This is a genomic window from Dehalococcoides mccartyi, assembly GCF_001889305.1.
Lineage (GTDB): Bacteria > Chloroflexota > Dehalococcoidia > Dehalococcoidales > Dehalococcoidaceae > Dehalococcoides > Dehalococcoides mccartyi_A.
Map to the genome: position 1 here is coordinate 966088 of NZ_CP013074.1, position 25328 is coordinate 991415.

General features: G+C 44.1%; 24 protein-coding genes, 3 tRNA genes, 1 rRNA gene and 1 other annotated feature (1 of these 29 running past the window's edge). Of the genes, 14 read left to right on the plus strand and 14 right to left on the minus strand.

Annotated features, from left to right (window positions below):
- Positions 1 to 300: 300 nt before the first annotated feature.
- Together ASJ33_RS05280 and ASJ33_RS05285 are read right to left on the minus strand one after the other, a co-directional pair.
- On the minus strand, positions 301 to 2037 hold the full coding sequence (locus ASJ33_RS05280) for a hypothetical protein (RefSeq protein ID WP_072555706.1): 1737 nt from the start codon (positions 2035 to 2037) through the stop codon (positions 301 to 303).
- Complete coding sequence (locus tag ASJ33_RS05285) at positions 2037 to 2879, minus strand: hypothetical protein (RefSeq protein WP_236886580.1); 843 nt, start codon at positions 2877 to 2879, stop codon at positions 2037 to 2039. The genes ASJ33_RS05280 and ASJ33_RS05285 overlap by 1 nt, the downstream gene beginning before the upstream one ends.
- Positions 2880 to 3445: 566 nt before the next feature.
- On the opposite strand from ASJ33_RS05285, the gene ASJ33_RS05290 reads away from it, so the two are divergent.
- From ASJ33_RS05290 to ASJ33_RS08520, 8 genes are all read left to right on the plus strand, one after another.
- Positions 3446 to 3904 carry a hypothetical protein gene (locus tag ASJ33_RS05290; RefSeq protein WP_034375966.1) on the plus strand — a complete coding sequence of 153 codons (459 nt, stop codon included), beginning with the start codon at positions 3446 to 3448 and terminating at the stop codon, positions 3902 to 3904.
- A gap of 66 nt (positions 3905 to 3970) precedes the next feature.
- Positions 3971 to 4228, plus strand: coding sequence for a hypothetical protein (locus ASJ33_RS05295; RefSeq protein WP_034375968.1), 258 nt, complete (start codon positions 3971 to 3973; stop codon positions 4226 to 4228).
- Positions 4229 to 4310: 82 nt separating this feature from the next.
- Positions 4311 to 4682 (plus strand): hypothetical protein, encoded by a 372-nt coding sequence (locus ASJ33_RS05300; protein WP_146048207.1) that lies wholly within the window; start codon positions 4311 to 4313, stop codon positions 4680 to 4682.
- On the plus strand, positions 4670 to 5068 hold the full coding sequence (locus ASJ33_RS05305; protein ID WP_034375974.1) for a hypothetical protein: 399 nt from the start codon (positions 4670 to 4672) through the stop codon (positions 5066 to 5068). Before ASJ33_RS05300 ends, ASJ33_RS05305 begins: the two co-directional genes overlap by 13 nt.
- Position 5069: 1 nt before the next feature.
- Positions 5070 to 5546 (plus strand): hypothetical protein, encoded by a 477-nt coding sequence (locus ASJ33_RS05310; protein WP_034375977.1) that lies wholly within the window; start codon positions 5070 to 5072, stop codon positions 5544 to 5546.
- Between the two features lie 17 nt (positions 5547 to 5563).
- On the plus strand, positions 5564 to 6364 hold the full coding sequence (locus ASJ33_RS05315) for a hypothetical protein (protein ID WP_072555710.1): 801 nt from the start codon (positions 5564 to 5566) through the stop codon (positions 6362 to 6364).
- Positions 6365 to 6366: 2 nt separating this feature from the next.
- On the plus strand, positions 6367 to 6741 hold the full coding sequence (locus tag ASJ33_RS05320) for a hypothetical protein (RefSeq protein ID WP_034375983.1): 375 nt from the start codon (positions 6367 to 6369) through the stop codon (positions 6739 to 6741).
- Positions 6742 to 6870: 129 nt separating this feature from the next.
- Positions 6871 to 11589 carry a hypothetical protein gene (locus ASJ33_RS08520; RefSeq protein WP_072555712.1) on the plus strand — a complete coding sequence of 1573 codons (4719 nt, stop codon included), beginning with the start codon at positions 6871 to 6873 and terminating at the stop codon, positions 11587 to 11589.
- Between the two features lie 77 nt (positions 11590 to 11666).
- Here ASJ33_RS08520 and ASJ33_RS05330 read toward each other — a convergent pair whose 3' ends face one another.
- Positions 11667 to 12014: a hypothetical protein gene (locus ASJ33_RS05330; protein WP_072555714.1), complete on the minus strand. Its 348-nt coding sequence runs from the start codon at positions 12012 to 12014 to the stop codon at positions 11667 to 11669.
- Positions 12015 to 12130: 116 nt separating this feature from the next.
- On the opposite strand from ASJ33_RS05330, the gene ASJ33_RS05335 reads away from it, so the two are divergent.
- Together ASJ33_RS05335 and ASJ33_RS05340 are read left to right on the plus strand one after the other, a co-directional pair.
- Entirely contained in the window at positions 12131 to 12313 is a 183-nt protein-coding gene (locus ASJ33_RS05335) for a helix-turn-helix domain-containing protein (RefSeq protein ID WP_058292709.1), read from the plus strand.
- Positions 12313 to 12726, plus strand: a complete 414-nt coding sequence (locus tag ASJ33_RS05340) for a hypothetical protein (RefSeq protein ID WP_072555716.1) — start codon at positions 12313 to 12315, stop codon at positions 12724 to 12726. The genes ASJ33_RS05335 and ASJ33_RS05340 overlap by 1 nt, the downstream gene beginning before the upstream one ends.
- Before the next feature lie 56 nt (positions 12727 to 12782).
- Here the strand turns inward: ASJ33_RS05340 and ASJ33_RS08485 are convergent, their stop codons facing one another.
- On the minus strand, positions 12783 to 12929 hold the full coding sequence (locus ASJ33_RS08485) for a hypothetical protein (RefSeq protein WP_172812215.1): 147 nt from the start codon (positions 12927 to 12929) through the stop codon (positions 12783 to 12785).
- Between the two features lie 184 nt (positions 12930 to 13113).
- On the opposite strand from ASJ33_RS08485, the gene ASJ33_RS05345 reads away from it, so the two are divergent.
- Positions 13114 to 14007 carry a hypothetical protein gene (locus tag ASJ33_RS05345; protein WP_061976856.1) on the plus strand — a complete coding sequence of 298 codons (894 nt, stop codon included), beginning with the start codon at positions 13114 to 13116 and terminating at the stop codon, positions 14005 to 14007.
- 37 nt (positions 14008 to 14044) lie between these two features.
- Here the strand turns inward: ASJ33_RS05345 and ASJ33_RS05350 are convergent, their stop codons facing one another.
- The 5 genes from ASJ33_RS05350 to ASJ33_RS05370 all read right to left on the minus strand — a co-directional run bounded on the left by ASJ33_RS05350 (position 14045) and on the right by ASJ33_RS05370 (position 17589).
- Complete coding sequence (locus ASJ33_RS05350; RefSeq protein ID WP_072555718.1) at positions 14045 to 15007, minus strand: tyrosine-type recombinase/integrase; 963 nt, start codon at positions 15005 to 15007, stop codon at positions 14045 to 14047.
- Positions 15008 to 15044: 37 nt separating this feature from the next.
- Positions 15045 to 15121: transfer RNA gene (locus ASJ33_RS05355), tRNA-Ile, on the minus strand.
- Between the two features lie 248 nt (positions 15122 to 15369).
- A 16S ribosomal RNA gene (locus ASJ33_RS05360) occupies positions 15370 to 16866 on the minus strand.
- 559 nt (positions 16867 to 17425) lie between these two features.
- Positions 17426 to 17502, minus strand: a tRNA-Glu gene (locus tag ASJ33_RS05365).
- A 13-nt stretch (positions 17503 to 17515) separates the two neighbouring features.
- Positions 17516 to 17589, minus strand: a tRNA-Gln gene (locus ASJ33_RS05370).
- A 350-nt stretch (positions 17590 to 17939) separates the two neighbouring features.
- On the opposite strand from ASJ33_RS05370, the gene rnc reads away from it, so the two are divergent.
- Genes rnc through ASJ33_RS05380 form a run of 3 tightly spaced genes read left to right on the plus strand, consistent with a single transcriptional unit; the run spans position 17940 to position 19120 of the window.
- On the plus strand, positions 17940 to 18653 hold the full coding sequence (gene rnc / locus ASJ33_RS05375) for a ribonuclease III (protein WP_172812216.1): 714 nt from the start codon (positions 17940 to 17942) through the stop codon (positions 18651 to 18653).
- Between the two features lie 29 nt (positions 18654 to 18682).
- Positions 18683 to 18823, plus strand: a complete 141-nt coding sequence (locus ASJ33_RS08490) for a hypothetical protein (RefSeq protein ID WP_012882170.1) — start codon at positions 18683 to 18685, stop codon at positions 18821 to 18823.
- Between the two features lie 21 nt (positions 18824 to 18844).
- Positions 18845 to 19120, plus strand: coding sequence for an acylphosphatase (locus ASJ33_RS05380; RefSeq protein ID WP_041330990.1), 276 nt, complete (start codon positions 18845 to 18847; stop codon positions 19118 to 19120).
- Between the two features lie 24 nt (positions 19121 to 19144).
- Here ASJ33_RS05380 and ASJ33_RS05385 read toward each other — a convergent pair whose 3' ends face one another.
- The 5 genes from ASJ33_RS05385 to ASJ33_RS05410 all read right to left on the minus strand — a co-directional run bounded on the left by ASJ33_RS05385 (position 19145) and on the right by ASJ33_RS05410 (position 25014).
- Positions 19145 to 19879 carry a DUF362 domain-containing protein gene (locus tag ASJ33_RS05385; RefSeq protein WP_012882172.1) on the minus strand — a complete coding sequence of 245 codons (735 nt, stop codon included), beginning with the start codon at positions 19877 to 19879 and terminating at the stop codon, positions 19145 to 19147.
- A gap of 539 nt (positions 19880 to 20418) precedes the next feature.
- A complete protein-coding gene (locus ASJ33_RS05395) occupies positions 20419 to 21906 on the minus strand; it encodes a leucyl aminopeptidase (protein WP_041330992.1) in 1488 nt (495 codons plus the stop codon).
- Entirely contained in the window at positions 21906 to 22508 is a 603-nt protein-coding gene (locus tag ASJ33_RS05400) for an AAA family ATPase (RefSeq protein ID WP_041330994.1), read from the minus strand. Before ASJ33_RS05400 ends, ASJ33_RS05395 begins: the two co-directional genes overlap by 1 nt.
- Before the next feature lie 48 nt (positions 22509 to 22556).
- On the minus strand, positions 22557 to 23414 hold the full coding sequence (locus ASJ33_RS05405) for a DegV family protein (RefSeq protein ID WP_023652432.1): 858 nt from the start codon (positions 23412 to 23414) through the stop codon (positions 22557 to 22559).
- Between the two features lie 82 nt (positions 23415 to 23496).
- The gene (locus ASJ33_RS05410) at positions 23497 to 25014 is read right to left on the minus strand and encodes a class I adenylate-forming enzyme family protein (protein WP_041330996.1); all 1518 of its coding nucleotides are present in this window, start codon (positions 25012 to 25014) and stop codon (positions 23497 to 23499) included.
- Positions 25015 to 25176: 162 nt separating this feature from the next.
- Positions 25177 to 25328: a binding site (T-box leader), on the plus strand; it runs 109 nt beyond the window's last position.

Consider the following 25328-nt stretch of genomic DNA (forward strand, 5'->3'; position numbering starts at 1 on the left):
TTACAGGGTATAGAACCAGCCACTTGAGCAATCCAGCTGTGCCTTCAAGGAAGGAATAATTCCAGAATAACAGCCTCGGTATAGCATAGGTCAGAAGCCCGATTGTTCCCCCTACAATATTCACTATAGTCACAAACAAATTCCCTATAACGTTATCTGAATATTGCATGACCGAAAATCCCAGCAAGGCATTCATAAATAACTGTTCAGGATCTCCGAACCACACTCCTTCATACGTTAAGCACATAAATTGGCCAACGATGTAGATAAACACCATCCAGACTAACCATTGTTGTCTCATTAGTAACTCGCCATCTTCCTGTTCACTTGTTCGCCAGCGATTATGACACCGACTGGGAATAATATCCACCAGGATACTCCGATAGTTGCACAGAAAAATACCGTCCAACACAAGCCACCGGCTGCGATCGGCAATAATTTATGTGTAAACCCGGATACTATCATAGTAATGGCAGCAGCCCCCAAGTAGACAAAAGCGAACCAGAAAAATTCAGACGGAAAGCCTAAGTCTTCAAGAAAATCGCTAATCTTTTGCCCGCCGGGTAAGTTTTCAGGATGGAAGTTACCATACCATCCGGAGGGCATTTCCCCTACATCATCATCTGTAACGATTTCCACGGCTTCATCGTCATCGCTGGTAACAAATGCTGATTGGTTACAGGCCGTATAGCCAATAACCGCTACAGATACATCTGCGTCTGTGGTTGTTGTTCTGAAGGAAGGTGTAGCATCATTGCCGTTACCAGATAAATCCGTGAAAGTAGTGGCGTATTCCCACGCCCATGAGCCTTTTAATACCCCGCCCACCGTTAATTTGGCATAGTAGAGATATGGCATCGAGCCATTCGCGCCGATAATCCAGGCGTTAGCATTGTCAGTAATGCTCCCCGCAAAAGCAGCTGAATCAGCTAACACGCCATCTACGTATAAATAAGAATTCCCAGCAGTTAAAGTAACTTTAATAGTATGTTCGCCAGTCAATTGGCTATAGCTACATATAATAGGATTTGTATATATCTTGAACCCAAAGTCCTCACCGCTGACATTAGTCCAAGACGAGCCACCATTGGTACTATATACACGATTACCATCTGCAAATGTAGGTGACGTGTCATCTTTATACCATCGTATATTATTGCTAGAATCCCCATTATCAACATACAGTACTAATGCATACTTTTCTCCATTGGTTAATACTGCAGGAGCATTAAAATCATAATGGCGAAATTCCAACGAACTGGTCCATGTAGAAGTAACAAACGTAGTAACTGCGAGTGGGGAACCAATCGGGAAACCCGCTGAGGTAGCATACAATGCGATGTAAGAATTTCCTGTGGGATTACCATACTTAGCTCCATATAAATCAACGCCACTCACATAGTTTGTGCTGGTTGCAGTAAACGTTTGTCCTTCCCAATTATTTGTTAGCACTGTCTCGATTACACCGGTACCAGATGTATATTGATAAGTAATTGAGGACGAACCGAATACTGATAATCCCGAAGCATCATTAAGGACACCAAATACCTGGCTCTTATTCCATATATTTCCACTCTCAAAATAGCCAGATAACTCAATCTCAAAATTATTCCCCAGTTCCAGACTGGCAGCATCAGCCACGGTCATGCCGGCCATGCCCGGGAAATATGCCAATTTACCGCCCATAGCAGTTTCACCGCCGGTGTAAAGGCTGTAATTTAAAACCGAGTTCTGGGCTATCTGCTCAATCCACATAATCCACGGGTCAGATCCTTGCCCTGGCATAAAGGGGATGTCCTGCCCGGATGAATTTTGTAAGGCAAGGTTGGTAAATCCAGAATCTATATAGTACCCATCAATCAGGCTATCAGTTGACCAGGTAAAAGGCGCGGATACATGGGTAGCCGTATAACTGGCATTGGTGGCCCTGATATCAGCCTGATATATAGCATCTGCTATAGTAGATGCCAATATCGTACCCGGGCCAATGATAGTAGCTAGGATAAACATGCCCACGACTATAATTAACTTCTTCATTATGCATTCCTGCCCATCAGAATATGCCCGGTATAAGCAGCATACCCAACAACGATAATGGCCAGCAGAACCCCGTTAAAGAGGCCCATGTCAGTACCGCCGGCTAATATGTATGAACCGGCAATCATAGCGCCTTGGTTGTCACCATGCTTGGCCAGACCCCAGATAAAGCACACTATTACCAGAATAATGCAAAATAAGCTGGTAAGAGCCTGCCAGCTGATAGAGTTGTTAAATACATTTTCTAAGCCCAGCAAAACATCCCCTACCATGGTGCCATCCCACTGGTGGATCCATTCATCCAGCTTATTCATCGTCCATATTCTTCTTGTAAGGTCTAACCCTTGGCTTTGAGTTGAAAATATCTTAGGACACATCGTCTGCAGTCCAGGAATAGTACCTTTGCCGTAAGCGGACCCATATTCATTAAAGATTGTGCCCTGATCAGTCTCGGTCAGTAGTTTGATTCCCCAATTTATTTCTAGAGTACGGCATACTTCTATAATCCAGTTTCCCATCAGTGTTTGATTTTCTGATTTGGTATCCAGCTGGCTGTAATCAGATGCAGTAAGAGTGTAATTGACTTCGGGCGGAGTTTCCCAGTACTGAGGATTACCTACCATTTTGAGTACCAGAGCAGTTTCCCATTCCGGGGCATCAGCAGCCGTAAAGTAAAATGCAGAATAGCCCATGTCGTAACCGGCATTGTTGTAAGCGTAAGGCTCAATTGCTCCCAGCTGAGTAACTCCGTCCGTATCCATCAGACGAAAGTGAAAGAGTTTATTGGCTGGTGTAGTCGGCTGGCCGGATGAGTATGCAATAGTATATTTAAATGCTATCAAGCTATCCCCTGTCTCAATTATGTTATGGACAGCTTGCGCATCATCAATTGTAAATGTGGTTGGAGTAGCTGGGTCAACAGCCAACACCGGGCTAACTGTTGAGGCAACGGAAGTTACTGCAATTAAGATTGCAAGTGCTGCTGACCTAAAGACTTTCTTATATCTGATGCACATTCCTTTATCACCACATAGGCTAATGGGTCACGAGGGAGGCATCGACCACGCCTCCAATTTATTAAAGTATTTCTGTGCACTCCAGCAGGCTTTGCCAAAGCACTGGTGCTTCTCTTCCAGTGAGCAAGGATGAGTTCAATATCATCTTTAAAACAATCTATCTCCATCATTGCTGCACCGACCGATGTCAGTCGTATTGGTTTTACCCGTTCCTGTGTTATATCCATGTTCTCAGTCTATCAACCTCCCGAGGGAAGTAAAGGCATTTTGGTCTCTATATAAATTATTTATATATCCTCAGCGATTTCGCACAACATGTTGTGCGATTTGCTTTTTATTTGGGTTTATTATGCCCCCAGAAGCCAAAATCTGACTGAAAGGAGGTGGAAAATTTGAAAGTTGTTGGCGCAATCGTAGCTATTTTCGGTGTGATCCTCCTTTTTAACTTTATGCCGAATCTCACAGACAGTACCCACGAGCTTCAGACGGATGCCGCCACGCAGAGTTTTGCAGCTGTAACCACCGGAGCAGGGGAAACTGCGGCAGATGTGGTACTTACCATTGACCCCTATAAGGATAGAACTACATCTGTAACCAGCATTACTTCTGATAATGTGCTGGATGTTGACCCGCTGGTCGCCGCTACTTATACCACTGCAACCAATACTCTGCATGTTACCGGCCTTGTTGCGAGCCAGTCGCGCACGCTTACCGTCAATTACGAAATTGATGCCCTGACTGACTTCACTATGATGGATACGATCGTCAGTTGGACACCTGTAGCTCTGGTGATAGCCGCTCTGGCTGTTGTCGGCGGAGTCATCCTGGCTATGATTCCCCGCAGAGCCTGATTTAACCATGGTTACTCATATTTCTACTGACAACAAAAATACACAAAGAAAGGGGGTGAAATTAAAGTGAGTAGATTTATCAATATTTTCGGCGCCATATTTGGTGTGATAGCCCTGGCTGCTTTCTTCCCTGAATTGACTACAGCTCTTCAGACCCTCCTGACTGATGCCAATATCGGCGATTACACCATGTTCGAAACTGTTCTGGGCTGGACTCCTGTCCTGCTCTGGGGCGGCGGCCTCGGGGTTGTTATCTTCCTTATCGTCAAGGAAGTTAAAGCCTCTCGCGGTTCCGCTCACAGTTCCGGCCGCAGACTGCGCTAACTCACTTTAAGCACCTATGTTTATGTTTGGGCAGAAAAAACGAGAGCACGGAATACTTCTTCTAACAGAAGACAGCAGGTGTTTGCCTTTACTCCTGCCCGTAGACGTAGTGTGCGTCCGTGATGATAAGACGATGCAGGGATGGGTGCTTCTTTCCGATTGCTGCTTCCCTCAAAGGAAATCTCAGATACCTTTTGAGCTGGTATGTGAACGTGATGTAGTACCTATCCCTGTATCCGGCGACACTGCACAAATTCAGAAAGACGGGAAGGAAATAGTAAACCAGATAGGACGGGAACGGCGTAAACAGGCTCACTATATGCTTGACCCGGAAGTAAAAAAGGATCGTACAGCCGATATTGTTCAGACCCTGATTTATGGAGGGGGAGCCACACTCGTTTTGATGATGATTATCGGCTTATTCTCGTCAGGGAGGCTACAATGGCCATTTTAAACCCAAAAGCCAGAACCAACGGTCTTTATACCCGTGCCCTGGTTATCGACAGTAGGACAGGCTGGGATGTAGAAGCAATTGAATCTTCGGTTATAGATCAGAAATGGAAGAGATATCTCTATCATGACCAGTGGCTACCGGTAGTTATACGTAACTATTCAGCCGAAGGAGAACCTATATATACAGCCCCGGTCTTACCTAAAGGCATGTCAACACCGCCTGAAAAACTCTACAGGGCACTTACTGTGTGGCCTTCAGCAGTTAAGCGATTCGTATCAACTTTCGGTGATATCTGGAGCACGCTCAAAAAAGGCGCGCTAATAGGTTTTCTTGTGGCAATCGGGGTGGCATTAATGCTGGTTTGGGGTTCAATGACAGGGGGATAAGATGAGAAATAACGGAAAAGAATCCAAAAATGATATAGCTACAATGCCCACAGAAGCGGCTGCTATTACCGAAAATATACCTCCCGAAGGCATCATTGACAGTACGCCGCCTCCCCCGGGCGGCCTTACCAGAGAAAAACTCGAAGGCATGATGACTGTCTCTCAAATGCCTTCCATTGTGCGCGAATTACTGCACTCCGGAGATGACGTTGAACAGCTCTGGATGCGTACCCAAATAACAAACAACAAAAACAAAGCAGCTGAGAAAAAGCTTGATGCCGCCCTTAACTACTACGATTTGTGCGTAGAGTTTGACGACAAAGCAGGGCAAGCGTATGTCCGCCGCAAGCTTTCAGGCTGGGCATCTATTGACGGCGCTGCCCGTGAACAAGCCGTAGCAGCAGTTATCGGGGAACGATTCAAAACTCCTAAGCCTGGACAAAATGGTGCCAATCCACCCCCGCAAGTAAAGCTATAGGAAGGATTACTGCATAGATGGTTGCTATATGGGGATTTATAGGGCCGGAAGGTGCCGGCAAAACTACTGCCATGACTTGGTTTATGGAATACCATATGGCGCTCGGTGGCACTTGCCGGTCTTTCCCTGGCTATGAACTGTATTCACCACATGGCGCATTGGTACAGGATATAGATATAAAAGAGCTTATCAGAATGTCCGGAGAGCTCAAGAACGTAGTTGTCGGGATTGATGAGATACAGCAGTTTAACGATTCGTCCCGGCACATGACCACTATCAACCAGCTGACAGGTTATGTGGGCATGCAGCGACGTAAGCTTTCCCTGGGCATTTTTTATACATTGCAGAACTGGATGTGGCTTTATGACCGCATGAGATGGCTTACTCACCTCTTAACCGTATGCTCGGATCTGCATTTTTCACCATGGGGTAAGGAAAACCATATCAGGCAAGGCGAATATATGTCGATTATTACCTATGACTGCAAAGGATTCCTCACTGGCCAGCCTTGGTCACCGCTGACCTCTATGGTACTGCGACCGCGTGAACTGTGGCCATATTACCGCTCATACAATGTTATCGATATATTCGAAGGGCAGGAACGCATCCAGATTAAAAAACGGCTGACTGTATATGACTTGAATAAATCTGAACCGACATTTGAACAAATAAGAGATGCTTCTGAGGATACTCCCCCGGTTGGATTGAAAGCTCCGCGTATGACTGAAAGCGAAGTGGAGTTATACCAACGTCTATCAGACCAAGGAGTTCCCATGAGTGATATCCGGGAAATTCGTAAAATGAAGCAAGGAGTTTAAACATGACGCCTGAAACTGCCCAAATTATTGCTGATGCTATTGAAGCGTTGGGAACGGCACTTGGAGGATCACTTGGCAGTTCTATGAGTGAAACTTTGAGCACCGCTATCAATACAGGGTTTTTATCCCTGGGTGGGATTATCGTCAATTTCTTGATTATGGTGGCCATGGTTGCAGCTGCATTTATAAGGCATGACGCATGGCTTTATATTTTAGCCGGGCTCTCAGTAACACTTTATGCCTGGGCACAGTTGGATACAGGTATTGCGGGCAATGCCATGCTGATGAATTCGCCTTTAATTATGCTGGGGTTGTATTTGATTGCTACCGCTGGAGTTTATGCTTTTCAGGGTATGCAATCCAGACAGCAGAAATGAGGTTAGATTATGGCTATATTAGGATCTCCTTCACAGGGTAATTCAGGGAATATATTACGGAATGGACCGCCTCGACAACCAAATAACCAGGTAGCCATTAATGCCGCATTACAACAAACGAATAACGTCGTGAGATCACCTAATGGTGAAATCAGCGTTACGGTAAACAATGGTATTTTTACGCTGACTGATAAGGACGGTAGCATTTATAACCTTACAGTTAAGGGTATCCCAGGCGATACAATCCAATATGTGACTAATTACCTACGCGACCAAGGATTAAATAAAGATACTGTGGACGTTGCGGCAAATAAGTACGCTGCAATTATAGATAAAACAAAAGACACCGAAAGTGTTTCAAACAAATCTGACAGCTCTTCTAATTTCAGATCTAGCGGCAGAGCTATAACCATAGAGAGTGAAGAGGCTGGTCATCAACCGAATTACACAGCTATTACTGTCGAGAGTGAAGCAGCTGGCAGCAATAAGAGGTACACCTCTATAACAGAAGAGAGTCTGGCTGCCGGCAGCAGCAAGGGAGTAGTGGAACAAGAACCTCAAATAGGCGATAAACAATACACTTACATAACAGAAGAAAGTATAGCAGCTGGGAGCGGGAAGAGGTTCATCGGTGAACCGGTAAATGATTCTGATGCCGGCACCGATAACAGCGCTGATACCACCGGTACCGATAACAATGTTTCGGTGACTGTAGATAATTCTACCGCTTGGACGTTTACTACCCCCAATGGCACAGTCTACACCGTGCCTATGGCGGGCTTAGCCTGGTCAGATCCCGCCAAAATGCACGAATATATAACAAACTACCTCGCCAGCATCGGAGCACCCGCAAATGTCATCATGGAAGCCGTCAGCCGTATGCCGGATGTAATGGGGAATAATGGATTAAGAGAACCCCGGACAGATGAATTTGGTAATCCGATAGACAATACTGAAGAGATTAAAAATATCATTGCAGGCAACGACCAATCTTTAGCTTATATAACTGCTTTAAAGGCGTTCTTAGATGCTAAAGAGTTTTCAAGTTTATCCCCTGAAGACCAGTTTAAAAAGGCGATTGAATACGGGCTGATACCAGTTGATTCGGTCTATGTGCCGCCGGATGCAGGGTATAACGTAGGTCAAAATGCACCTCCCGGCATGCCTGACGATGTGGCGGTCAGCCTTGGCTTATTGCCCTCAAACGAGCAGATTCCTTTTAACGTCCCCAATTTCAATTGGGCGTACCTACCCAAAGCAGATGCAGATCAGTATTTTGCTGAGCTTAAAAAGATTGTTGGCTATGATATTACTTCAGCTAACCTCAAACAGTCTATGCGTGAAGCACAGAAAACGATTACACTCCAAAATCTTAGAAATAGTTCTGAAGCTATTGCCTTAAAACCATTTATGCGTGGAGAAGGAGAGACCCAGACTTTTGATATTTTTGCAGCCTATAAAGCTGGTATCCCTGATAATGTGATTGAAAGGGCCGTTGGTTTGTCGAAGGCCGATTCTGTGGATATCAAATACTTGCTCAAGTATGTTGACGATACTGGAAATGTGGATATCCAGCAAGCTGTGTCTGACGGCTGGGGAAAAGGCATCCTGCAGAAGTGGTTTGGGCTTTCAGATACCGATTTCAAAAATGCCGAGTTCGTATCTGATTATGAAGATGCCAATTTAATGGAAAAAATTGGCATGGCCTTTAAAAAAGACCCGGGCGAATTTTTGAAGAATGTAGGTCTTTCCATGATACCCATAGTTGGAACTGCCACAATGTGGGAAGACAAGGGTAAAAAAGGATTTGATGCTGAAGATTTTACTTCCGGATGGAATTTACTAAGCATAGGGCTTGATATTGCGATATTTATTCCCTTTATAGGTGGAGTTTCAGCTTTAGCTAAGACTGGCATCGGTGCTGGCCGAGCTATTGCCAAAGAAACGCTCATGACTACACGCGGACTTATTGTGGCGCCAATTACAACTGCTCTGCATCCTATAGCCACTACCAAAGCTATTTTTGCCCCTTTAGGAGTACTTCTGAGTAAGGTAAAAATGCCGAATGCTACATTTTGGCGTGGTTCAGGCAGCCAAACTATGGATATAGCTAAGGTACTGGCCAATCCTGCCTCAGTAGAAACAACTAAAGCTATGGACGAAGCTATTATGCTTCGGAATGGAGGTAAAGCCTCCGGATCTGTTCCTATTCTGGTAGATGGTACAGAGATAGGAACGATTAAATGGTCAGATGCCGGATTTCAAACGGTACTAAAAAACTCTGTGGGACATTCAACTCCATTCGGAGAGCCATTTACTAAAGGTGTTATGGCCAAAGATGAGGGCTTATTCCTCTCTCCCAATATGAACCTTGGGCTGACTTCCAGAACGGCTACAGGCGCAACGCCCGGTTATGTCTTCAATAATAAGACTCTGGTTGGGCAAATAGGTGAAAACGGCAGAATGGTTGATAGCCATAATAATATTATTGGCCAGATTGCCGATAACTCCAAAGCCATATCTATAAACAATACCAAACTCGGGACAGTCTCTATAGAAAACAACAAAGCTTATCTGGTACGGCCTGATGGTACCCGGTATGAAGTTAAAATTCAGCCTGGCGGCGCTATTGTAGCCGGAGATAGGTTGCTGGGTGAGTTTTACTTTCACCAGCCGGTATATAAAAACGGTAAGAAGATAGGCACGATAGACGGCAGCGGGAAAATAGTTGACCTTAATGGGAATATAATAGGTAAAGCCACTCCAAATGTTGTAGGCTTCCTGCCTCCCGGTACTAAAGTCTATGGCGAGGGCAAGGTAGTAGTTGGACAGATAAAAGAAACACCTACCTTTGCCATATTCTATAATTCAGGATTATCACGCCTGCCAAATGCAATTTCAGATGCCCGGACTATGGATGAAATGGCATCCAAGGCGTGGAGTTACGTTAAAAGTAATCAATCTACAGGAGAAATATTCCCGGTATTCAAGCAATATGCCAAGTACATAGAAGACGAAGCCTTAATGACTCCTGGCAGCCGTGCTATACCTGTACTGGATGATAAGGGTAAACCGGTAGTATTGAATACTGTTGGCCCGGACGGCAAGAAAATCAACGTCCCCCTGCTGCAAATGGTTACGCCAGACTGGTTTGAAAAGAGCTTGGAGATTACCAGAGCACTGGCCGGCAAAGCGGATATGCTGAAACCTCGTCCGCTCTCCCAGGTAATAGGCAAGGTGGAATCACTCCCTGGGGGAATGGATGAGGATTTTATAGCATATATGCGACAGCATCCTGATAATGTGCTGTATGGCAGTACTGCTGAATATACGTTTACCGGGGGTAGAAAACCCGGAGATTTGGACATACAGTCTCCTACCCCGGAGAAAACGGCTAATGATATTGCCAACATAGCCCGCCGTTATACTGCAAATGCAGTAAAAGTAAGTAAAGTGGCTACCCACTATACCGTATCCCAGCTTAAAGATGGCTTATGGAAAAACATCGCCGATATATCTGAATTAGGCTGGAAGAAAACTGATGCCGGATTTAAAAAGCTGAATGCCCCCATCAATACAGTAAAGGTTGAGGGTATCACTATGGAAGCCCCGAGCACTCAGCTTTACAGCCTGTTAAACCGAACTTTGGCAAACTTTGAAAAACAGGATCGTTTTACCGCCATGGTAAGTAAACTGGGCGGAGAGCTTGATCTTGGTATTGGTGCCAAAGCCCCTTCTCTGGCAGATCTGTATAAGCTAAAGGCTCGTGGTATCTACAATACAGTACGGGATATCTTTATCCCTAACCTGCAGAAAAAAATCAATTATGAAGCCTTAGCCAAGTCCAACCCGGAGCTTACTGTCAAGATTGAGAAGGTCTTTACTGCTGACGCGGATACTCAAAAAGCTTTACTGGCTGAGATACGGGAGAAATCTCCTAAACTGGCTGATAAACTGGAAGATCTGCTTTCTGAACGGAATATGTCTAACGCAGCCCGTTTAGAAGCTGCCCGGCAAATAGCACCTGATTTAATACCTGAGGTAAGGGAGTTACTGCGTTCCGAACAGCGGTCTATGTCTGCTGCCCGTATAGCTGCCATGACAGCCGGACGGGATGGGCGAGCCAGTGCTCTTGTCATAGCTGGTAGGCTTGCTAAAGTGGCTGCGATGGAGAAAGTCCGTCTTGAAGAAGAAATAAACCGCCGTGCTAAGCTGATAGAAAAAGAGCTGCGCAAGTTACCGGTACGTATGCCTGGTTTTGGTAATATGAGCAAAACGAGAATCACCGCTAAAACACTGGAAAGGAAACTGCGCACAGGCGGAGGCGATTATGTTAGCCTGCGCAGCCGAATACCTCCATCCAGAGGGGAAAGGGTGCCACCACCGAGGGTTCCTACCACTAATCCACCAGATAATTCCTTGCCTAGAGCTGAACCATCTCGTATTAAACCGCCAGATTTTAACTACAAAGGCGGCAAAGAGCACACGGATAGCCAGAAAGACAGTGATACCCGTAAACCAAGACTAAAAAGTGGCGATGTGGCATGGAAACAGGGGGAACTGGGCACCGGTGATGATAAACGCCCAGTCTGGATAATAAAACGTGCCAATGGCACTCATGAATATGTTTTCCGTCCGCCGGAAGGGGCTACCCGGTTGGAAGGTACTCCTGAGGAAACATTCTTTACGCGGGGGAAAAAACCGCCTACCAATCTTACTCAAAAAATGGGTGTTACTACAGCTAAGATAAATTTGAAGGATAATCCTGAAATTAAGTTTGTCCAGACTAAGGCGCCTAAGTTTAAGCCATATATCCCGAAGAGTGTCCGGCGGTCTATAGGCATGTGACAAAGTGTCACAAATATTCCCGGATATAAGAAAAGGCCGAGTGCTTTACTCGGCCTTTTATACTTCCTCATTTTTTATTACCAAACATGCCCTTCCTTAAGGGCAGAATCATCTGGGATTTTAAGAATCTGGCTTATATCATGCTGGGCTACCTCATATCCATTATGAAATGTCGCAGATAATTCATCCAGCTCCGACATGGTTGTGTCCGCCCTTATTTCGCCCTTAGCAATATCATCGTAAAACTGGTCGATATAATCTTTAGTGGCATTGGCAGATAACCAACCTTGAGGGTTTTGGTTAAATCCCTTTTTAAGTGTCTGTAATATTCCTTTCTCATGCAATAAAAATGAAATATATTCGGGACGAACAGGGTCATTGGCTTGGTACGGGCATTGGTTTTCTTTTTCTATTCGAGTAACCATATTCTTTACTCCTAAACATATTATACTTTATTTAACTTAGTTTACACATTTACACACTAGTTGTCAACTATTTTTATTATTGTATAAATACGTCAATATTGGTAATATATTGATATATGAAAACGTTGAAAGAACTAAGACTAGACAGACTGATAACTCAAACTGAACTGGCTAAATTAGCTAACCTAAGTCGAGCGTATATTAGTCAAATAGAAAAAGGACAGCAAAAACCCTCCGAATTAACAATTCGTAAGATTTCTAAGGCGCTCGAAATCAATCCAGAGGAAATTGAATTCTAATGAAGTTCGAGTGGGATACCCGAACCAGAACTTGGATTGGATACTTCTTTATCGTATTGGCGCTTGGAATCCCTACTTTTGGACCCGGTTGGAATGATGATTCATGGTTGGCTGTGCTAATCCTAGCCTCACCAGGTATTGCATTAGTTGCTTATAACCTTATTAAATACGGCCAGCTTCGTGATTATTACTGGCTATGGTGTATGGAAACAGACGAATTCTTCGGCCCGTTCAATAACGATATTGAAATGAAACGTTTCCAGCCACCACATTATCTGCCTGGCGGGTGGCAAATCTTCTGGATACCGGCCAAAGACCCTCTCCAAGCTACCAAAATCATCCGCAAGTGGGTTAAAGATGCAGAGAAAGTTCTGCGTAAAGACCCCGAATATAAAGACAGAATGCCAAAATAATAGCACTTAGCGTTACGAGCGACTAAGTGCTAAGTGAAATAGTTATAACTTATTTTCTATTTTTTATTCTGGTGTGGTTTGTCAGGAGCTTGGGTTAAAACTGAACCTGCAAGCCTTTTTGCATCTGCTGAAGCGCTTGGATCACTGAGGATCTTAGCAGCTAACGTTGCTAATGCGGATGATGTTTTTTCATTTTTAGCCATAGATACCTCCTTTCTTTATATTTTACCTCTCAATTTAATTATACTCAGTAGTGCAAATTATTTTGAAGTCAGTCTAGTATAAGACAAACCATAAAGACATAATTCATGGGTAATAGGCAATAGAATCTGTACAGATGAATTCAGTGCTTGTATAATCTGAACAATAATTTATTGGAAGGCAACTATGGCTATCAAACCACAGCCTATTCAATTAGATATAACTTATAGTGGACCCGCAGTATCTGATGGGCAAATGGATGTTCGGGAATTAGCTGTAAGTATGCTAGGTGTTGGTTCCCTATTTGATTCTGCAAATCAAGTATTGAATGGTTCTGCCTCTAAAATAAATGTTAATGTCAAAGCGACTGCTCCCGGTTCTTTCCATATACTCTATGAAATTATTGGGCCTATTACTTCTAGTTTACCTATGGGCGATATAATATCAAGTGCAGAAGCATTAAAAAACTTACTTTTTGGTTCCGGTACAGGTATTCTTGGTCTTTTTGCTTTAATTAAGTGGCTAAATAATCGAAAACCCAAGATCGAAAAGATTAACGATGGCCTTTATCGGCTAACAATAGATAATCAGAGTTATGAAGTCCCCTTAGAATTATTAAACTTATATCAAAATGCTTTAGTACGCAGAGCTATGTCTGATGTGACAAGACCTGTTCGAGAGCAGGGTATTGATCGGATAGATATACGCACAAATCAAGAACTACTTCAATCAGCGACTAAAGAAGATATCAATGCGTTTGAAATACCAGAACTACTGGATGATCCAATATTGAAAGAAACACGAAAGATTAACTTCTCAATCATTAGTTTGGCATTCAAAGAAAATAATAAATGGCGTCTCAGTGATGGAGATGCAATATTTAATGTAACAATGAATGATGCGAATTTCCTCAGTAAAGTCGACAATAATTTAATCTCCTTCTCAAAAGGAGATATTCTCTATTGCGAATTACTTACTACCCAATGGCAAGTACAAAATGGTGTGAAAACAGAATACGAAGTAATTAAAGTATTAAAACATACACCGGCAAGACAGCTACCACTGCTAGATATTAATTAAGGCCGGCATTCCCATCCGGCCTTTTTTATAGATATTTTTACAGCTTTAGATTATCAACCGGACTTACTTGCCTGTGAACTCGTAGCATATCTTCAGTTCCAAGAGTGCTAGTATAACGCCTGGTCATGGCGAGCGTAGTATGCCCCAGCATTATTTGCAAAGTGAACTCATCTCCCCCATTACGTAGATAATTAATAGCAGCTGTATGACGAAACGTATGCGGTCCCGGTTTAGCATCGATGATATTAGCTCTATAGCAGAGCTTTTTAATTGCTTCCTGAACACCCCGTATAGTTAAAGGTCGGTGCTCTTCTGTCAACCAAAGCCCAGGATAATTATCATTCCGGCTGAGTAAATATTTTAGTAAGGCCTTTTGTGTCTGCTTACCAACCCTTACAACGCGCTCCTTAGAACCTTTGCCAAATACACAAATCGTCTCTTGATCAAAATCAATGTCGCTGATTTTAATGCCAGATACCTCAGCTAATCTTAATCCGGTATCAAGAAACAGCAATATAAGCGCTCTATTCCGCAAAGATAAAAAATCTGTTTTCGCATTCGTGGACAATAAACGTCTTATATCCTCATTGGTAAATGGGCGTATAACTTTTTTCTCTAAGCGTGGGGGCTTTAACGTTTTCATTGGAGTGCTGGTAATATAAGCTTCGTTGACCAGCCAATTGAAAAAGGTTTGAATGGCTCTATAATAGGCATTCACTGTATTATTCGAACACCCTTTTTCCTGTAACGATAACAAAAAGGCACGAATAATTTGCGGATTGATAGCAGGAGCGATTAAGAGATTCTCATGCAAACAGAAGGAGACAAAACCACCTACCCGGCGGTGATAAGTATCAATAGTCGCGGCAGATTTGCCCTCAACTTTGCAAGCCACCAGATAAAAATTGAGTAATTTGTCTAATTGATTTGATGCAGGACTGTGCTCTATGTTACGTATGAGGCAATCGTAACTAACGGTGCTAAGACTGTGCTCTTTCATTCACTTTACGGCATGGAGAAGACCGTTTTTAGCTTTATGGTGGGCCATCTTGGTCTCGAACCAAGGACCTCAGTCTTATCAGGACTGCGCTCTAACCAGCTGAGCTAATGGCCCGATTGAAAAACGTCATTATAATATAGCAAACAGGATGTTTTGCGCAAGTCCTGTATCACACATTTACTTATGGAAACGAAATGAAATAAGAGACGATAAAACTCAGGCTGTCAGCCTGAAGGAAAGTGATTTTAATCCCTTTTATAACACTAACACCTTAACCTCTGGATAGCGGAAAGAAAAGCGAAGTATCCGTTTTAAGTCGGATATCGACCTAGGTTAATAGGCACGAGGCCAATTATCCTTAGAAAGGAGGTGATCCAGCCGCAGCTTCCGCTACGGCTACCTTGTTACGACTTCGTCCCAATTACCAGTCCCACCCTCGGCGACTGCCTCCTTGCGGTTGGCACATCGACTTCAAGTGTTACCGGCTTTCATGACGTGACGGGCGGTGTGTACAAGGCCCGAGAACGTATTCACCGCACCTTGCTGATATGCGGTTACTAGCAACTCCAACTTCATGCAGGCGGGTTTCAGCCTGCAATCCGAACTGAGGACAGCTTTGAGGATTAGCTCCAGTTCACACTGTTGCAACCTATTGTTCTGTCCATTGTAGCGTGTGTGTAGCCCAAGATATAAAGGCCATGCTGACTTGACGTCATCCCCACCTTCCTCCCCGTTTCGCGGGGCAGTCTCGCTAGAAAATTTAACTAGCAACAAGGGTTGCGCTCGTTGCAGGACTTAACCAAACACCTCACGGCACGAGCTGACGACAGCCATGCAGCACCTGTGCAAACTCCTGACTTAACAGGTCGTTTCCCTTTCGGTTCACTACTTCATGCATGTCAAATCTTGGTAAGGTTCTTCGTGTAGCATCGAATTAAACCACACGCTCCGCTGCTTGTGCGGGCCCCCGTCAATTCCTTTGAGTTTTAGCCTTGCGACCGTACTCCCCAGGCGGGACACTTAAAGCGTTAGCTTCGGCACAGAGAGGGTCGATACTCCCTATACCTAGTGTCCATAGTTTAAGGCGTGGACTACCAGAGTATCTAATTCTGTTCGCTCCCCACGCTTTCGAGCCTCAGTGTCAGTGACAACCTAGAAAACCGCCTTCGCCTCTGGTGTTCCTCCCGATATCTACGCATTTTACCACTACACCGGGAATTCCGTTTTCTCCTGCTGTACTCTAGTCCAACAGTATTGAATGACACGTCCCGGTTAAGCCGGGAAATTTCACATCCAACTTGAAAGACCACCTACGCTCACTTTACGCCCAATAAATCCGGATAACGCTTGCTTCCTACGTATTACCGCGGCTGCTGGCACGTAGTTAGCCGAAGCTTATTCCACAGGTACCGTCATTATTCTTCCCTGTGAAAAGAGGTTTACAACCCGAGAGCCTTCATCCCTCACGCGGCGTTGCTGGGTCAGGCTTTCGCCCATTGCCCAAGATTCCTTGCTGCTGCCTCCCGTAGGAGTCTGGGCCGTGTCTCAGTCCCAGTGTGGCTGATCATCCTCTCAGACCAGCTACCGATCGAAGCCTTGGTAGGCCGTTACCCCACCAACTAGCTAATCGGACGCAAGCCCCTCACCAAGCACCTTACGGCTTTAGTGAACCAACTTATGTCGGCCCACCACATGCGGTATTACCTTCAGTTTCCCGAAGCTATCCCCCACTTAGAGGTAGGTTACTTACGCGTTACTCACCCGTTTGCCACTATCTTAATTGCTTAAGACCGTTCGACTTGCATGCATAAGGCACGCCGCTAGCGTTCATCCTGAGCCAGGATCAAACTCTCCAAGCTCAATATTAATTACTAGCATATTGTGTTTAAAACTTTTCTTTCCGCTATCCAGTTGTTAAGGTGCATCAGTTCCAGACAAAGAGAGATAATATCACATTCCGTTACTCTCTGTCAAGGAAAAACCCCAGCCTGTTAAAGGCTTTTGTGGAGTTGTCTACCGTGAAACCTGTCTTTTAAGGCGGCCGTTTTTTACTCGGCAATCAATTTCAACGTGGGAGAGTATATCATAGGGTTTAGGGGAAAGCAAATCCCTTTTTAGCTTTGGAGGGGGGTATTTTTTAAAATAATTGGCATATTTTTTGTTATTTTTGCCCATCTGTCATATAACCTTGCACACATATGCTGGTCACACAGTGCACCCTTAAAGATTTCTTTGATATGACGTGACCTGTTTAGGATCCAAAAACTTATTAAAATATTTTTGAACTATTGAAAAGAATAAGCTCGGCTGCACTTATTAATTAAAAAACTCAAAAAGGTGAAGAAATGAAAGCAAACAGATAAAAACAAAGCCCTCTTCCAAACTTTTTAGCTTTGAAAAAGGGCTTCTAATGACTATTGGTAGCGCATACCGGATTCGAACCGGTGATCTCGTCCTTGAGAGGGACGCGTCCTAGGCCGCTAGACGAATGCGCCATTAAGAACGAAATGGCTGGGGAAGAAGGATTCGAACCTTCCCATACGGATTCAGAGTCCGCTGTCCTACCGCTAGACGATTCCCCAACATGCACACGGATTATACAGTGAACCAAGCCACAAAACAACGCCGCATCAACATTTAAAGGTGCGGCATTGTTTTGCTTAAGTCAGTTTATGAAATAGGGGTGATTGCAGGAGGCATATAAAGGAAGCCATAGAAAATAACTAAACTTATGCCAAAACAGCAAAACAAGAAAGCTAATATGAAAGCTATAACGCCGGCATTCTCTATCAGTTTACTCATTCCGTTTCCTATCTCCTATTTACATTTTTATATCAGAAATATCATAAATGCTTTTTAATTTTAAGTCAAGAAATCCCTTCATTTAGTCCAGCTTGACATGTATTTACCGAATAGCATAATCTTATTTGAAATGCTAGATTTAACTGAACTTGAAGAATCCCTCGGAGTAAAGTTTGAAAATCCGTCTCTCTTGGAGCAGGCTCTTATCCATACTTCCTGGGTAAATGAAAATCCTACCCACTTAAACGGCTCCAACGAAAGAATGGAATTCCTGGGTGATGCCGTGCTGGGTGTCATATTTGCAGACCGCCTTTACCATGATTTTCCTGATATTCAGGAAGGTGACCTGACCCGTTTCCGCTCCCTGCTGGTACGGAGAGAGAGCTTGGTGAGGGTGGCTTTAGGGATAAATCTTGGCAATTACCTTTATCTGGGAAGGGGCGAAGATGTATCTAAAGGGCGTTTTAAACCGGCAAATTTAGCGGGTGCTTTTGAAGCCGTGCTGGCTGCTATATATATAGATAAGGGCATAGACATAACCCGAGAAGTGATTTTCCGCCTTTTCAGGACTGAAATGGAGCGAGTTCAAACCCTTAGTTCCAATATTGATTATAAATCCCGCCTGCAGGAGCTTATTCAGGCTCAAATGCAGATGACACCCCGCTACCGTATTACAAACTTTAGCGGGCCTGAGCATAACCGCTTATTTGTGGCAGAGGTTTACACAGAGGATAAGGTTCTTGCTGAAGGTTCGGGGCGAAGCAAAAAAGAAGCCGAAACCAGCGCCGCCAAGGCAGCTTTGCAGCAGTTTGAAAACAGCTTTACAGCTGAAGATAACATTTGATAAACTTTTAGCATCATAGGAGGTTATATATGGGTGGCAGAGATTTTCAATCACGTGAGACCAAAAAACAGAAGAAAGATTCAAAAAAACCAGCAGTTTCGGGTGAGTTTTTTCAGCCGAATGTAGAACCAGAAGTAGTCCGCAAAAAGAAAAAAGGTAAAGATATATAAGTTGAAATACGAGGTTCAGGCATGCCCTGTCTGAAAGCTATTGTCAGGGGAAAAGTACAGGGAGTTTACTTCAGAGACTTTACCCGTATACAAGCAGTGCGTTTGGGGCTCTGCGGATATGCTAAAAACCTTGCCAGTGGTAACGAGGTGGAAGTGGTAGCCGAAGGCAACAAAGATTCACTTCTGGAGTTTTTAAAATTGCTCCGTTCGGGCCCTCCCCATGCCGAGGTTAAAGAAGTGGAAACAAGCTGGGAAATGACAAACAGCAACTACGGTGATTTCCACATCAAATACTAATCCGGATTGAACAAAACAAAACCTTTAAGTCCAGCGTTCAAGTTCAACGCTGGACGTTTTTATTAACTCCAAATAGTCTGTCTTGATATTTAGAATACGTGAAACTTCCGTATCCACCTCATAAGGTTCACCCGCAAATATCTTTCCCAGATGCTCAATCTCACCTTTGGTATGGTCACCATGGCTGGTAAATTTCTGGGTAGCTTCTATGATACCCATATCGAACGGCAATGTGAAGTAAAGATCAGATAAAACCTTTTCAATACCCTGATTATAAAGCGAATCCCAGCCTGTTTTGCCGCCGCCGTATTTGCTTGAAGGCAATACCGGCAGCAAATTTGAGATTGAAAAATTCCCCTTGCCGTTGATAACCTGCAGGGGTGTAACACTTATCAGGAAATCACTAGATAAAATAACATTAGGCACCCAGAAAGTGGGGATAACCAGTGGTTTATTTAAAGGATTATCCACCTCAACCCAAGTGCAATCATTTACATCCAGCAGAACTACCCTTTGAAAATCGTATGAAAGAGCTTTATAAATACTTTTCATGGGTGCACCGCCGGGTGCACCTTCCAATATGATAATATCCGCATCACTTATCTTGCGGATTCCGCTTATAATCTTGTAGATAAGCTCACGGCTGGTACTAACCGGATACTGTACCGGATAATGGGCATTTGGCTTTATCAGGACTCTTCTGGCACGGGAAAGTATTTCCGGTGCCTTAAAATTATATTCGGACGCATTGTATATCAAGAATGTACTCCTGGTTTATCATAATAAGTAATTGTCATGTTAATATTTCGTTGTATCAGGTCAAACTGCGATTGACATTCTACAGGCACGCGGAGCAGGTCAAAATGCCCCCGCCATAAGAACACCCCCGACTTGCCGGCTTGGTAAGTCACAAATCGGATACCGCTATTCATCCTGATATTAAAGCATAAAACCGATGCCTTTATTCCGGCTAAAAAATACTCCACCAGAGTTTTTACCCGGTTAAGCATCGGCTATTGGCCTAGCCACATTGCAGATTCTTCACAGATATCAAAACCCCCGGTCTATGCGTTAGCTACCAAACAATAAATAATCCGCCTCCAACCATAAATACAACTTTGGTAAAACCAAAATCGTAGAATTTTGAGGCATATTATTCATCCTGGGCTAAATCCCGGCCGGAAAAATCCGATTTCCTATTTACGGGAGTTGTGATACATTATCCGTAAAAAACAAGCCGCACTTGCAACCTATTCATTTTAGCATAAAAGTCAAGGTTTTAAGCCATATATTTATAATTATTTTGCAATATTTAGTGCCAAACTTATCAGAGTAGCTACAGATGCTCCTGAACCGCCCTTAACCTGGTGACCATTGTCCTTGTCAAGATATGCAGTTCCTGCAATGTCCAAATGAACCCATGGTCTGTTTTCTACAAATTCTTCAAGGAACAAAGCCGCCGTACTAGCACCGGCGACCGGACCGCCGACATTTTTAATATCTGCCACGTCACTTTTTATCATTTCCCTATACTCATCGAAAGTGGGCAGCTGCCATATGCACTCACCTGCCTGTTTGGCGGCAGATACTACCTTAGCGTAAAATTCATCATCATTGGTAAAACCACCGCTGCAGGCACTGCCGAAAATACGTGAGCAGGCACCGGTAAGAGTGGCTACATCTACCATTTGTTTGGCTCCCTGCTTGCATGCGTAATCAAGGGCATCAGCCAGTATCAGGCGCCCTTCAGCATCAGTAGAATGGATTTCTACCGTCTTTCCGCTGGCCATTCGCAATATGTCACCCGGCTTGATGGCACACCCGCTGGGCATGTTTTCAGTAGCCGGCACAATACCTATAATGTTTACCGCCGGTTTCAATTTGGCAATAGCCCCCATAGCCGTAATGACTGCCGCCCCGCCGGACATATCAGACTTCATTTCCCACATTTTATCCCAGGGTTTAAGCGAAATACCCCCTGAATCAAAGGTGATAGCTTTGCCTATATATGCCATATCCAGTTCATCACTGTCACGTCCGGTATATTTCAGGATAATAAATTTGGGTGCCTGGCATGAACCTTGTCCCACTCCCAGCACACCGCCCATGCCTTTTTCAAGCAGCTGAGTTTCATTAAATATTTCACAGGCAAGGCCGGTAGATTCGGCCAAACGCCGTGCAAAATCAGCTAAATCAGTTGGTGTCATATTGCTCGAGGGTTCATTTATAAGGTCACGGGCAGAGCAGACAGCATCTGCCACAATCTGCCCCTTTATAAGCCCCTGTGATGCCTTGGCAAGGTCAGCCTTTTCACCCAACACCAACTTTATTTCGTCAATCACCCCGTTTTCATTGCCGCTGGTAAAATATTTTCGGAAACGGTAACTGCCCATTATGGCACCTCCGGCAGCTATTTCCGCCAGCACATCAGTCCCAAGTGTCAGTTCTCCCAGCCAAATGGCTATAGTTTTAAAACTCTTTTTGGATAAAGCCCTTGAAAGCTCACCCACAGACTTGCGTAGTTCATCAGGGCCGAATTTTTCCGCTTTTCCCATACCAAATACCGCCAGATAACGGACCGGTAGTTTACCCAGAGTATTTACCAAGTGAAGTTCGCCTGCCTTGCCTTTCAGTTCGGCTTTTTCTTTCATTTCAACCAGATTGCCGCCCAGTTTAGAATCCAGTTCCTTGAACTCCAAGCTCAAATCCTGTCCTTCAAAAACAGGCATAGCCAAAACATCAGCCGTAATTGATTGCGGTCTTTGTTTTACAATTTTGATTTCCATTATCTGCACTCCTCTTGTTCTAGATAGGTTTTTACATCTTTTATTAAACATTCCAGCACCGGTTGAAAGTCAACCTCAGTACTTATACGATAACATCCTTCGGAAACAGGCTCAAACATGGGTCTAAGCATCCGGTAGATTTCCCAGTCTGCATCTGAACAAGATGTACCCTGCTTAGTTCGCATGCCCATGCGTTTTTTAATAATCTCCGGTGATAAATCCATCTCTACAATGAACCTCTTCACACTCTGGCTGGAAGCTATACTGTACAAAGGTTCGCGGTCTTTGGCTGTCATGCTGGTAGCATCCAGTATCAGCGATACTCTTTGCTTAAGCAGTTTAGTCATTAGCTCATGTATTGCTTTAAAAACCCGGATATGCTCTGTATTGGAGTAAACAGGCTTTCTTATCAAAGTTTTACGCAAAGCATCACTTTCCAGTATCACAGCCGGTATCCGTTCTGTAAAATACTTTGCAAAGGTGCTTTTACCTGTTCCCGGCAAACCTACCAAAATAACCAAAAACGGACACTTTTCAGCTGGAGGCAACTCACCTAAGCTGCTTAGCAGCAATTTAAAATCGTCTTCAGATGTGAACGGCATAATAACTAATTATTATATTCCAAAAAAGCTAAAAAACCCAGACAGTTTTCAGACCTCATAAAAAGCTACTCCGACTACACCCGGACCAGTATGTACACCCATTACAGGAGTAAACTCCATAAATAAAATCTCAGCCTGAGGGAATTTCTCTTTTATATTCTGCTCCAGCCTGTGTGCCCGTTCCAAAGCATCCGCATGCATTACCGCCACTCTCAGCTTGCCTTTACCTTTTACATGTTCCGTCATCAAATCCATAATATTTTGCAAGGCTTTTTCGGCAGTGCGGGGTAAAGCTATTGTTTGGGCATCTCCATTACGCAGGGTAAAAACAGGCTTAATTTGCAGTACTGAATCTGCCAATGCAGCTATTTTGGGTATTCGTCCGCCTTTAATCAAGTATTCAAAAGTATCCAGCGTAGCATACAGATAAATTTTCGGCATCAGGGTGTTTATTACGTTTACCAGATTATCAAGACTTTTACCGGACTCGGCATGACGGGCAGCTTCCAAAACCACCAATCCCAAACCTGCAGCGGCAGTTTCACATGGAATAACCTTTATACAAAGATTTTTATGTTTTTCCAATACCTGCATGGCAGCCAGCTGAGCGGCATTGAACATACCTGAAAACCGCACAGGTTCGGTAACACATAAAATCTGGTCGGTTTTGGCAGACAAGCGGGAAAAAGCCTCAATATATGGCCCGGGTACAGAGCCGACAGTTTTGGGTGTCTGGGAAGATTCCTTCAGTAACTTGTAAAACTCATTAAGGTCAAGTGCAGAATCATAAGAAGCCTTGCCGTCTATAACAATTTCTATCGGAATAACTTCTATCTGGTACTTTCTGACAAGCTCAGCCGGTATACAGGCGGTTGTATCGGTAACTATGGCTACTTTTGATGCCACGTTTCACCTCTCATCAGCTAAAGTGTTTAAGCTTATTATACACACAGCCGAGAGTTTGGCAACACATATTATCCGGTTATTTTCACATCTTCCTGAGGGTATCTCTGCAAGGTAAACCCAGTAAATCACAGGGCAGTTCTTTTAGAATAAATATTTCCCGGGGGGTTTTATACTGTGCAATATTTTCCAGACAGTATTTTTTAATACCGGCAGGGGTTTGTTCAGCCCCATCCCGAAGTATTACCGCCACCCGAACCACCTCGCCCCGCATACCGTCAGGATCAGGAATCCCCACTGCCAGTACTTCTTTCACCCCCGGGCATGAAAGAAGCAAATCTTCAACGTCAGAAAAATATATATTCTGACCTTTGGTAATAAGCATAGGTTTAATAAAATATTTTATGTAAACATAACCGTCGCTATCTTTATAGCCGATATCACCGGTATAGAGCCAGCCATTACGCAGCATTCGGTTGGTTTTTTCGGGCTGGCGGTAAATCCCATCCATAACAGGCCCGCGTATAATTATCTCCCCAGTCTGGGATGGCAGTAATACCTGCCCTGCCGAATTTACCACTTCCAATTCAAACCCCTTAAGCACCTTGCCCACAGAACCGGACTTACCACTTTTATCCAAAGGCTGACAAGTTACATGGGAAGTAGATTCAGTCAAGCCATAAAAATCTACTAAATCTCTATCCAATAAAATCCTGTATGACAATACCAGTTCCGGAGGCAAGGGCGCACCGGCACTGCCGCATAACCTGAGTGAAGTCAGATTGTATTCAGAATAATTTTCACGCAAATGGCGAACCAGCATGGCATGAATAAACGGAACACCCAAAAATACGGTGATACTCTCTCTTTCAATTGTCTTTAACAAACAGTCAATGGAAACGCCGGAAAGAAGTATTACGCTCCCCCCGCTGAAAAGAGTACCCAGTAATACCACCACCAACCCTATTATATGGTGGAGCGGCAGGGCAAACAGTATTACCCTGTCTTCGGCACTTTGCGCAAAGCCACCCGCGGATATAGCAGCCGTCTTTACCAGATTTACGTGGCTTATCACCACTCCTTGCGGGCGGAGCTGAGCTGCTGAGGTATAAGCTATATGGGCAGTTCGGTTTTCGGGCACATCAATTTCAAAAGGTATTTCAGGAATATCTATCAGAAAATTTTTTAATAAAATTACATCAGGATAACCGGTGTCTTCCGGGCTGATATAATGCTGAATATAGCTTAGTTCAGAGCGGTGCAGGTGCAATATATTTAACCCCTCGGTTTGGCAAACCAAGGCTACAGGCTGGCAGTCATCCAGCAAAGCTTTCAGTTCAGGCCATTTGTATTTGGGGTCAAGCGGTACGGCCACAGCCCCTGTTTTGACTATACCGAAATAAAAAAACACAAATTCAAAGCAGTTTGGCATTAGGAGCGCCACCCGTTCGCCCGCAACCACTCCCCGGCGGGTAAGCGCCCAAGCATAACAGTCGGAAATCCTGTCCAACTCTGCATACGTAATACTTTTACCTTCAAATTTCAGAGCTATAGCCTCTGGGCAGGTTGTAACCACTTCCGAAAGCCTATCAGCGAGATTCAAGTGTCACCATCCGGATATGTATTGTCTGAAGCATTTGGATGAGCCAGTGTACCAGATTTTATATTTTGTATCAATTTTTTAATATCATTCATTTTGTCCGTTTCACTGAAACCTGCTTGACAAGCAGTCCCCTAGTGATTAATATTTACCTAACTGAATATTTCAAAGGCTGTGAACAAGACTAGTAGATTTCAAGCGAGGCTAAGAGAGCCGGGCAAGGTGTGAGCCGGTGCTGACGCAGAAGTTGAATGGACTTGGGAGCCGCAAACCGAACGGTCTATCCAAGTAGGCTTTGCCGCAGGGGAAGCGTTAAA

What these genes read in the sequence shown, in the direction of transcription:
- ASJ33_RS05280 (WP_072555706.1), bottom strand. Translation starts at nt 2,037, where the DNA reads ATGAAGAAGTTAATTATAGTCGTGGGCATGTTTATCCTAGCTACTATC.
- ASJ33_RS05305 (WP_034375974.1), top strand. Translation starts at nt 4,670, where the DNA reads ATGGCCATTTTAAACCCAAAAGCCAGAACCAACGGTCTTTATACCCGT.
- ASJ33_RS05310 (WP_034375977.1), top strand. Translation starts at nt 5,070, where the DNA reads ATGAGAAATAACGGAAAAGAATCCAAAAATGATATAGCTACAATGCCC.
- ASJ33_RS05315 (WP_072555710.1), top strand. Translation starts at nt 5,564, where the DNA reads ATGGTTGCTATATGGGGATTTATAGGGCCGGAAGGTGCCGGCAAAACT.
- ASJ33_RS05320 (WP_034375983.1), top strand. Translation starts at nt 6,367, where the DNA reads ATGACGCCTGAAACTGCCCAAATTATTGCTGATGCTATTGAAGCGTTG.
- ASJ33_RS05330 (WP_072555714.1), bottom strand. Translation starts at nt 12,014, where the DNA reads ATGGTTACTCGAATAGAAAAAGAAAACCAATGCCCGTACCAAGCCAAT.
- ASJ33_RS05335 (WP_058292709.1), top strand. Translation starts at nt 12,131, where the DNA reads ATGAAAACGTTGAAAGAACTAAGACTAGACAGACTGATAACTCAAACT.
- ASJ33_RS05340 (WP_072555716.1), top strand. Translation starts at nt 12,313, where the DNA reads ATGAAGTTCGAGTGGGATACCCGAACCAGAACTTGGATTGGATACTTC.
- ASJ33_RS08485 (WP_172812215.1), bottom strand. Translation starts at nt 12,929, where the DNA reads ATGGCTAAAAATGAAAAAACATCATCCGCATTAGCAACGTTAGCTGCT.
- ASJ33_RS05345 (WP_061976856.1), top strand. Translation starts at nt 13,114, where the DNA reads ATGGCTATCAAACCACAGCCTATTCAATTAGATATAACTTATAGTGGA.
- ASJ33_RS05350 (WP_072555718.1), bottom strand. Translation starts at nt 15,007, where the DNA reads ATGAAAGAGCACAGTCTTAGCACCGTTAGTTACGATTGCCTCATACGT.
- rnc (WP_172812216.1), top strand. Translation starts at nt 17,940, where the DNA reads ATGCTAGATTTAACTGAACTTGAAGAATCCCTCGGAGTAAAGTTTGAA.
- ASJ33_RS08490 (WP_012882170.1), top strand. Translation starts at nt 18,683, where the DNA reads ATGGGTGGCAGAGATTTTCAATCACGTGAGACCAAAAAACAGAAGAAA.
- ASJ33_RS05380 (WP_041330990.1), top strand. Translation starts at nt 18,845, where the DNA reads ATGCCCTGTCTGAAAGCTATTGTCAGGGGAAAAGTACAGGGAGTTTAC.
- ASJ33_RS05395 (WP_041330992.1), bottom strand. Translation starts at nt 21,906, where the DNA reads ATGGAAATCAAAATTGTAAAACAAAGACCGCAATCAATTACGGCTGAT.
- ASJ33_RS05400 (WP_041330994.1), bottom strand. Translation starts at nt 22,508, where the DNA reads ATGCCGTTCACATCTGAAGACGATTTTAAATTGCTGCTAAGCAGCTTA.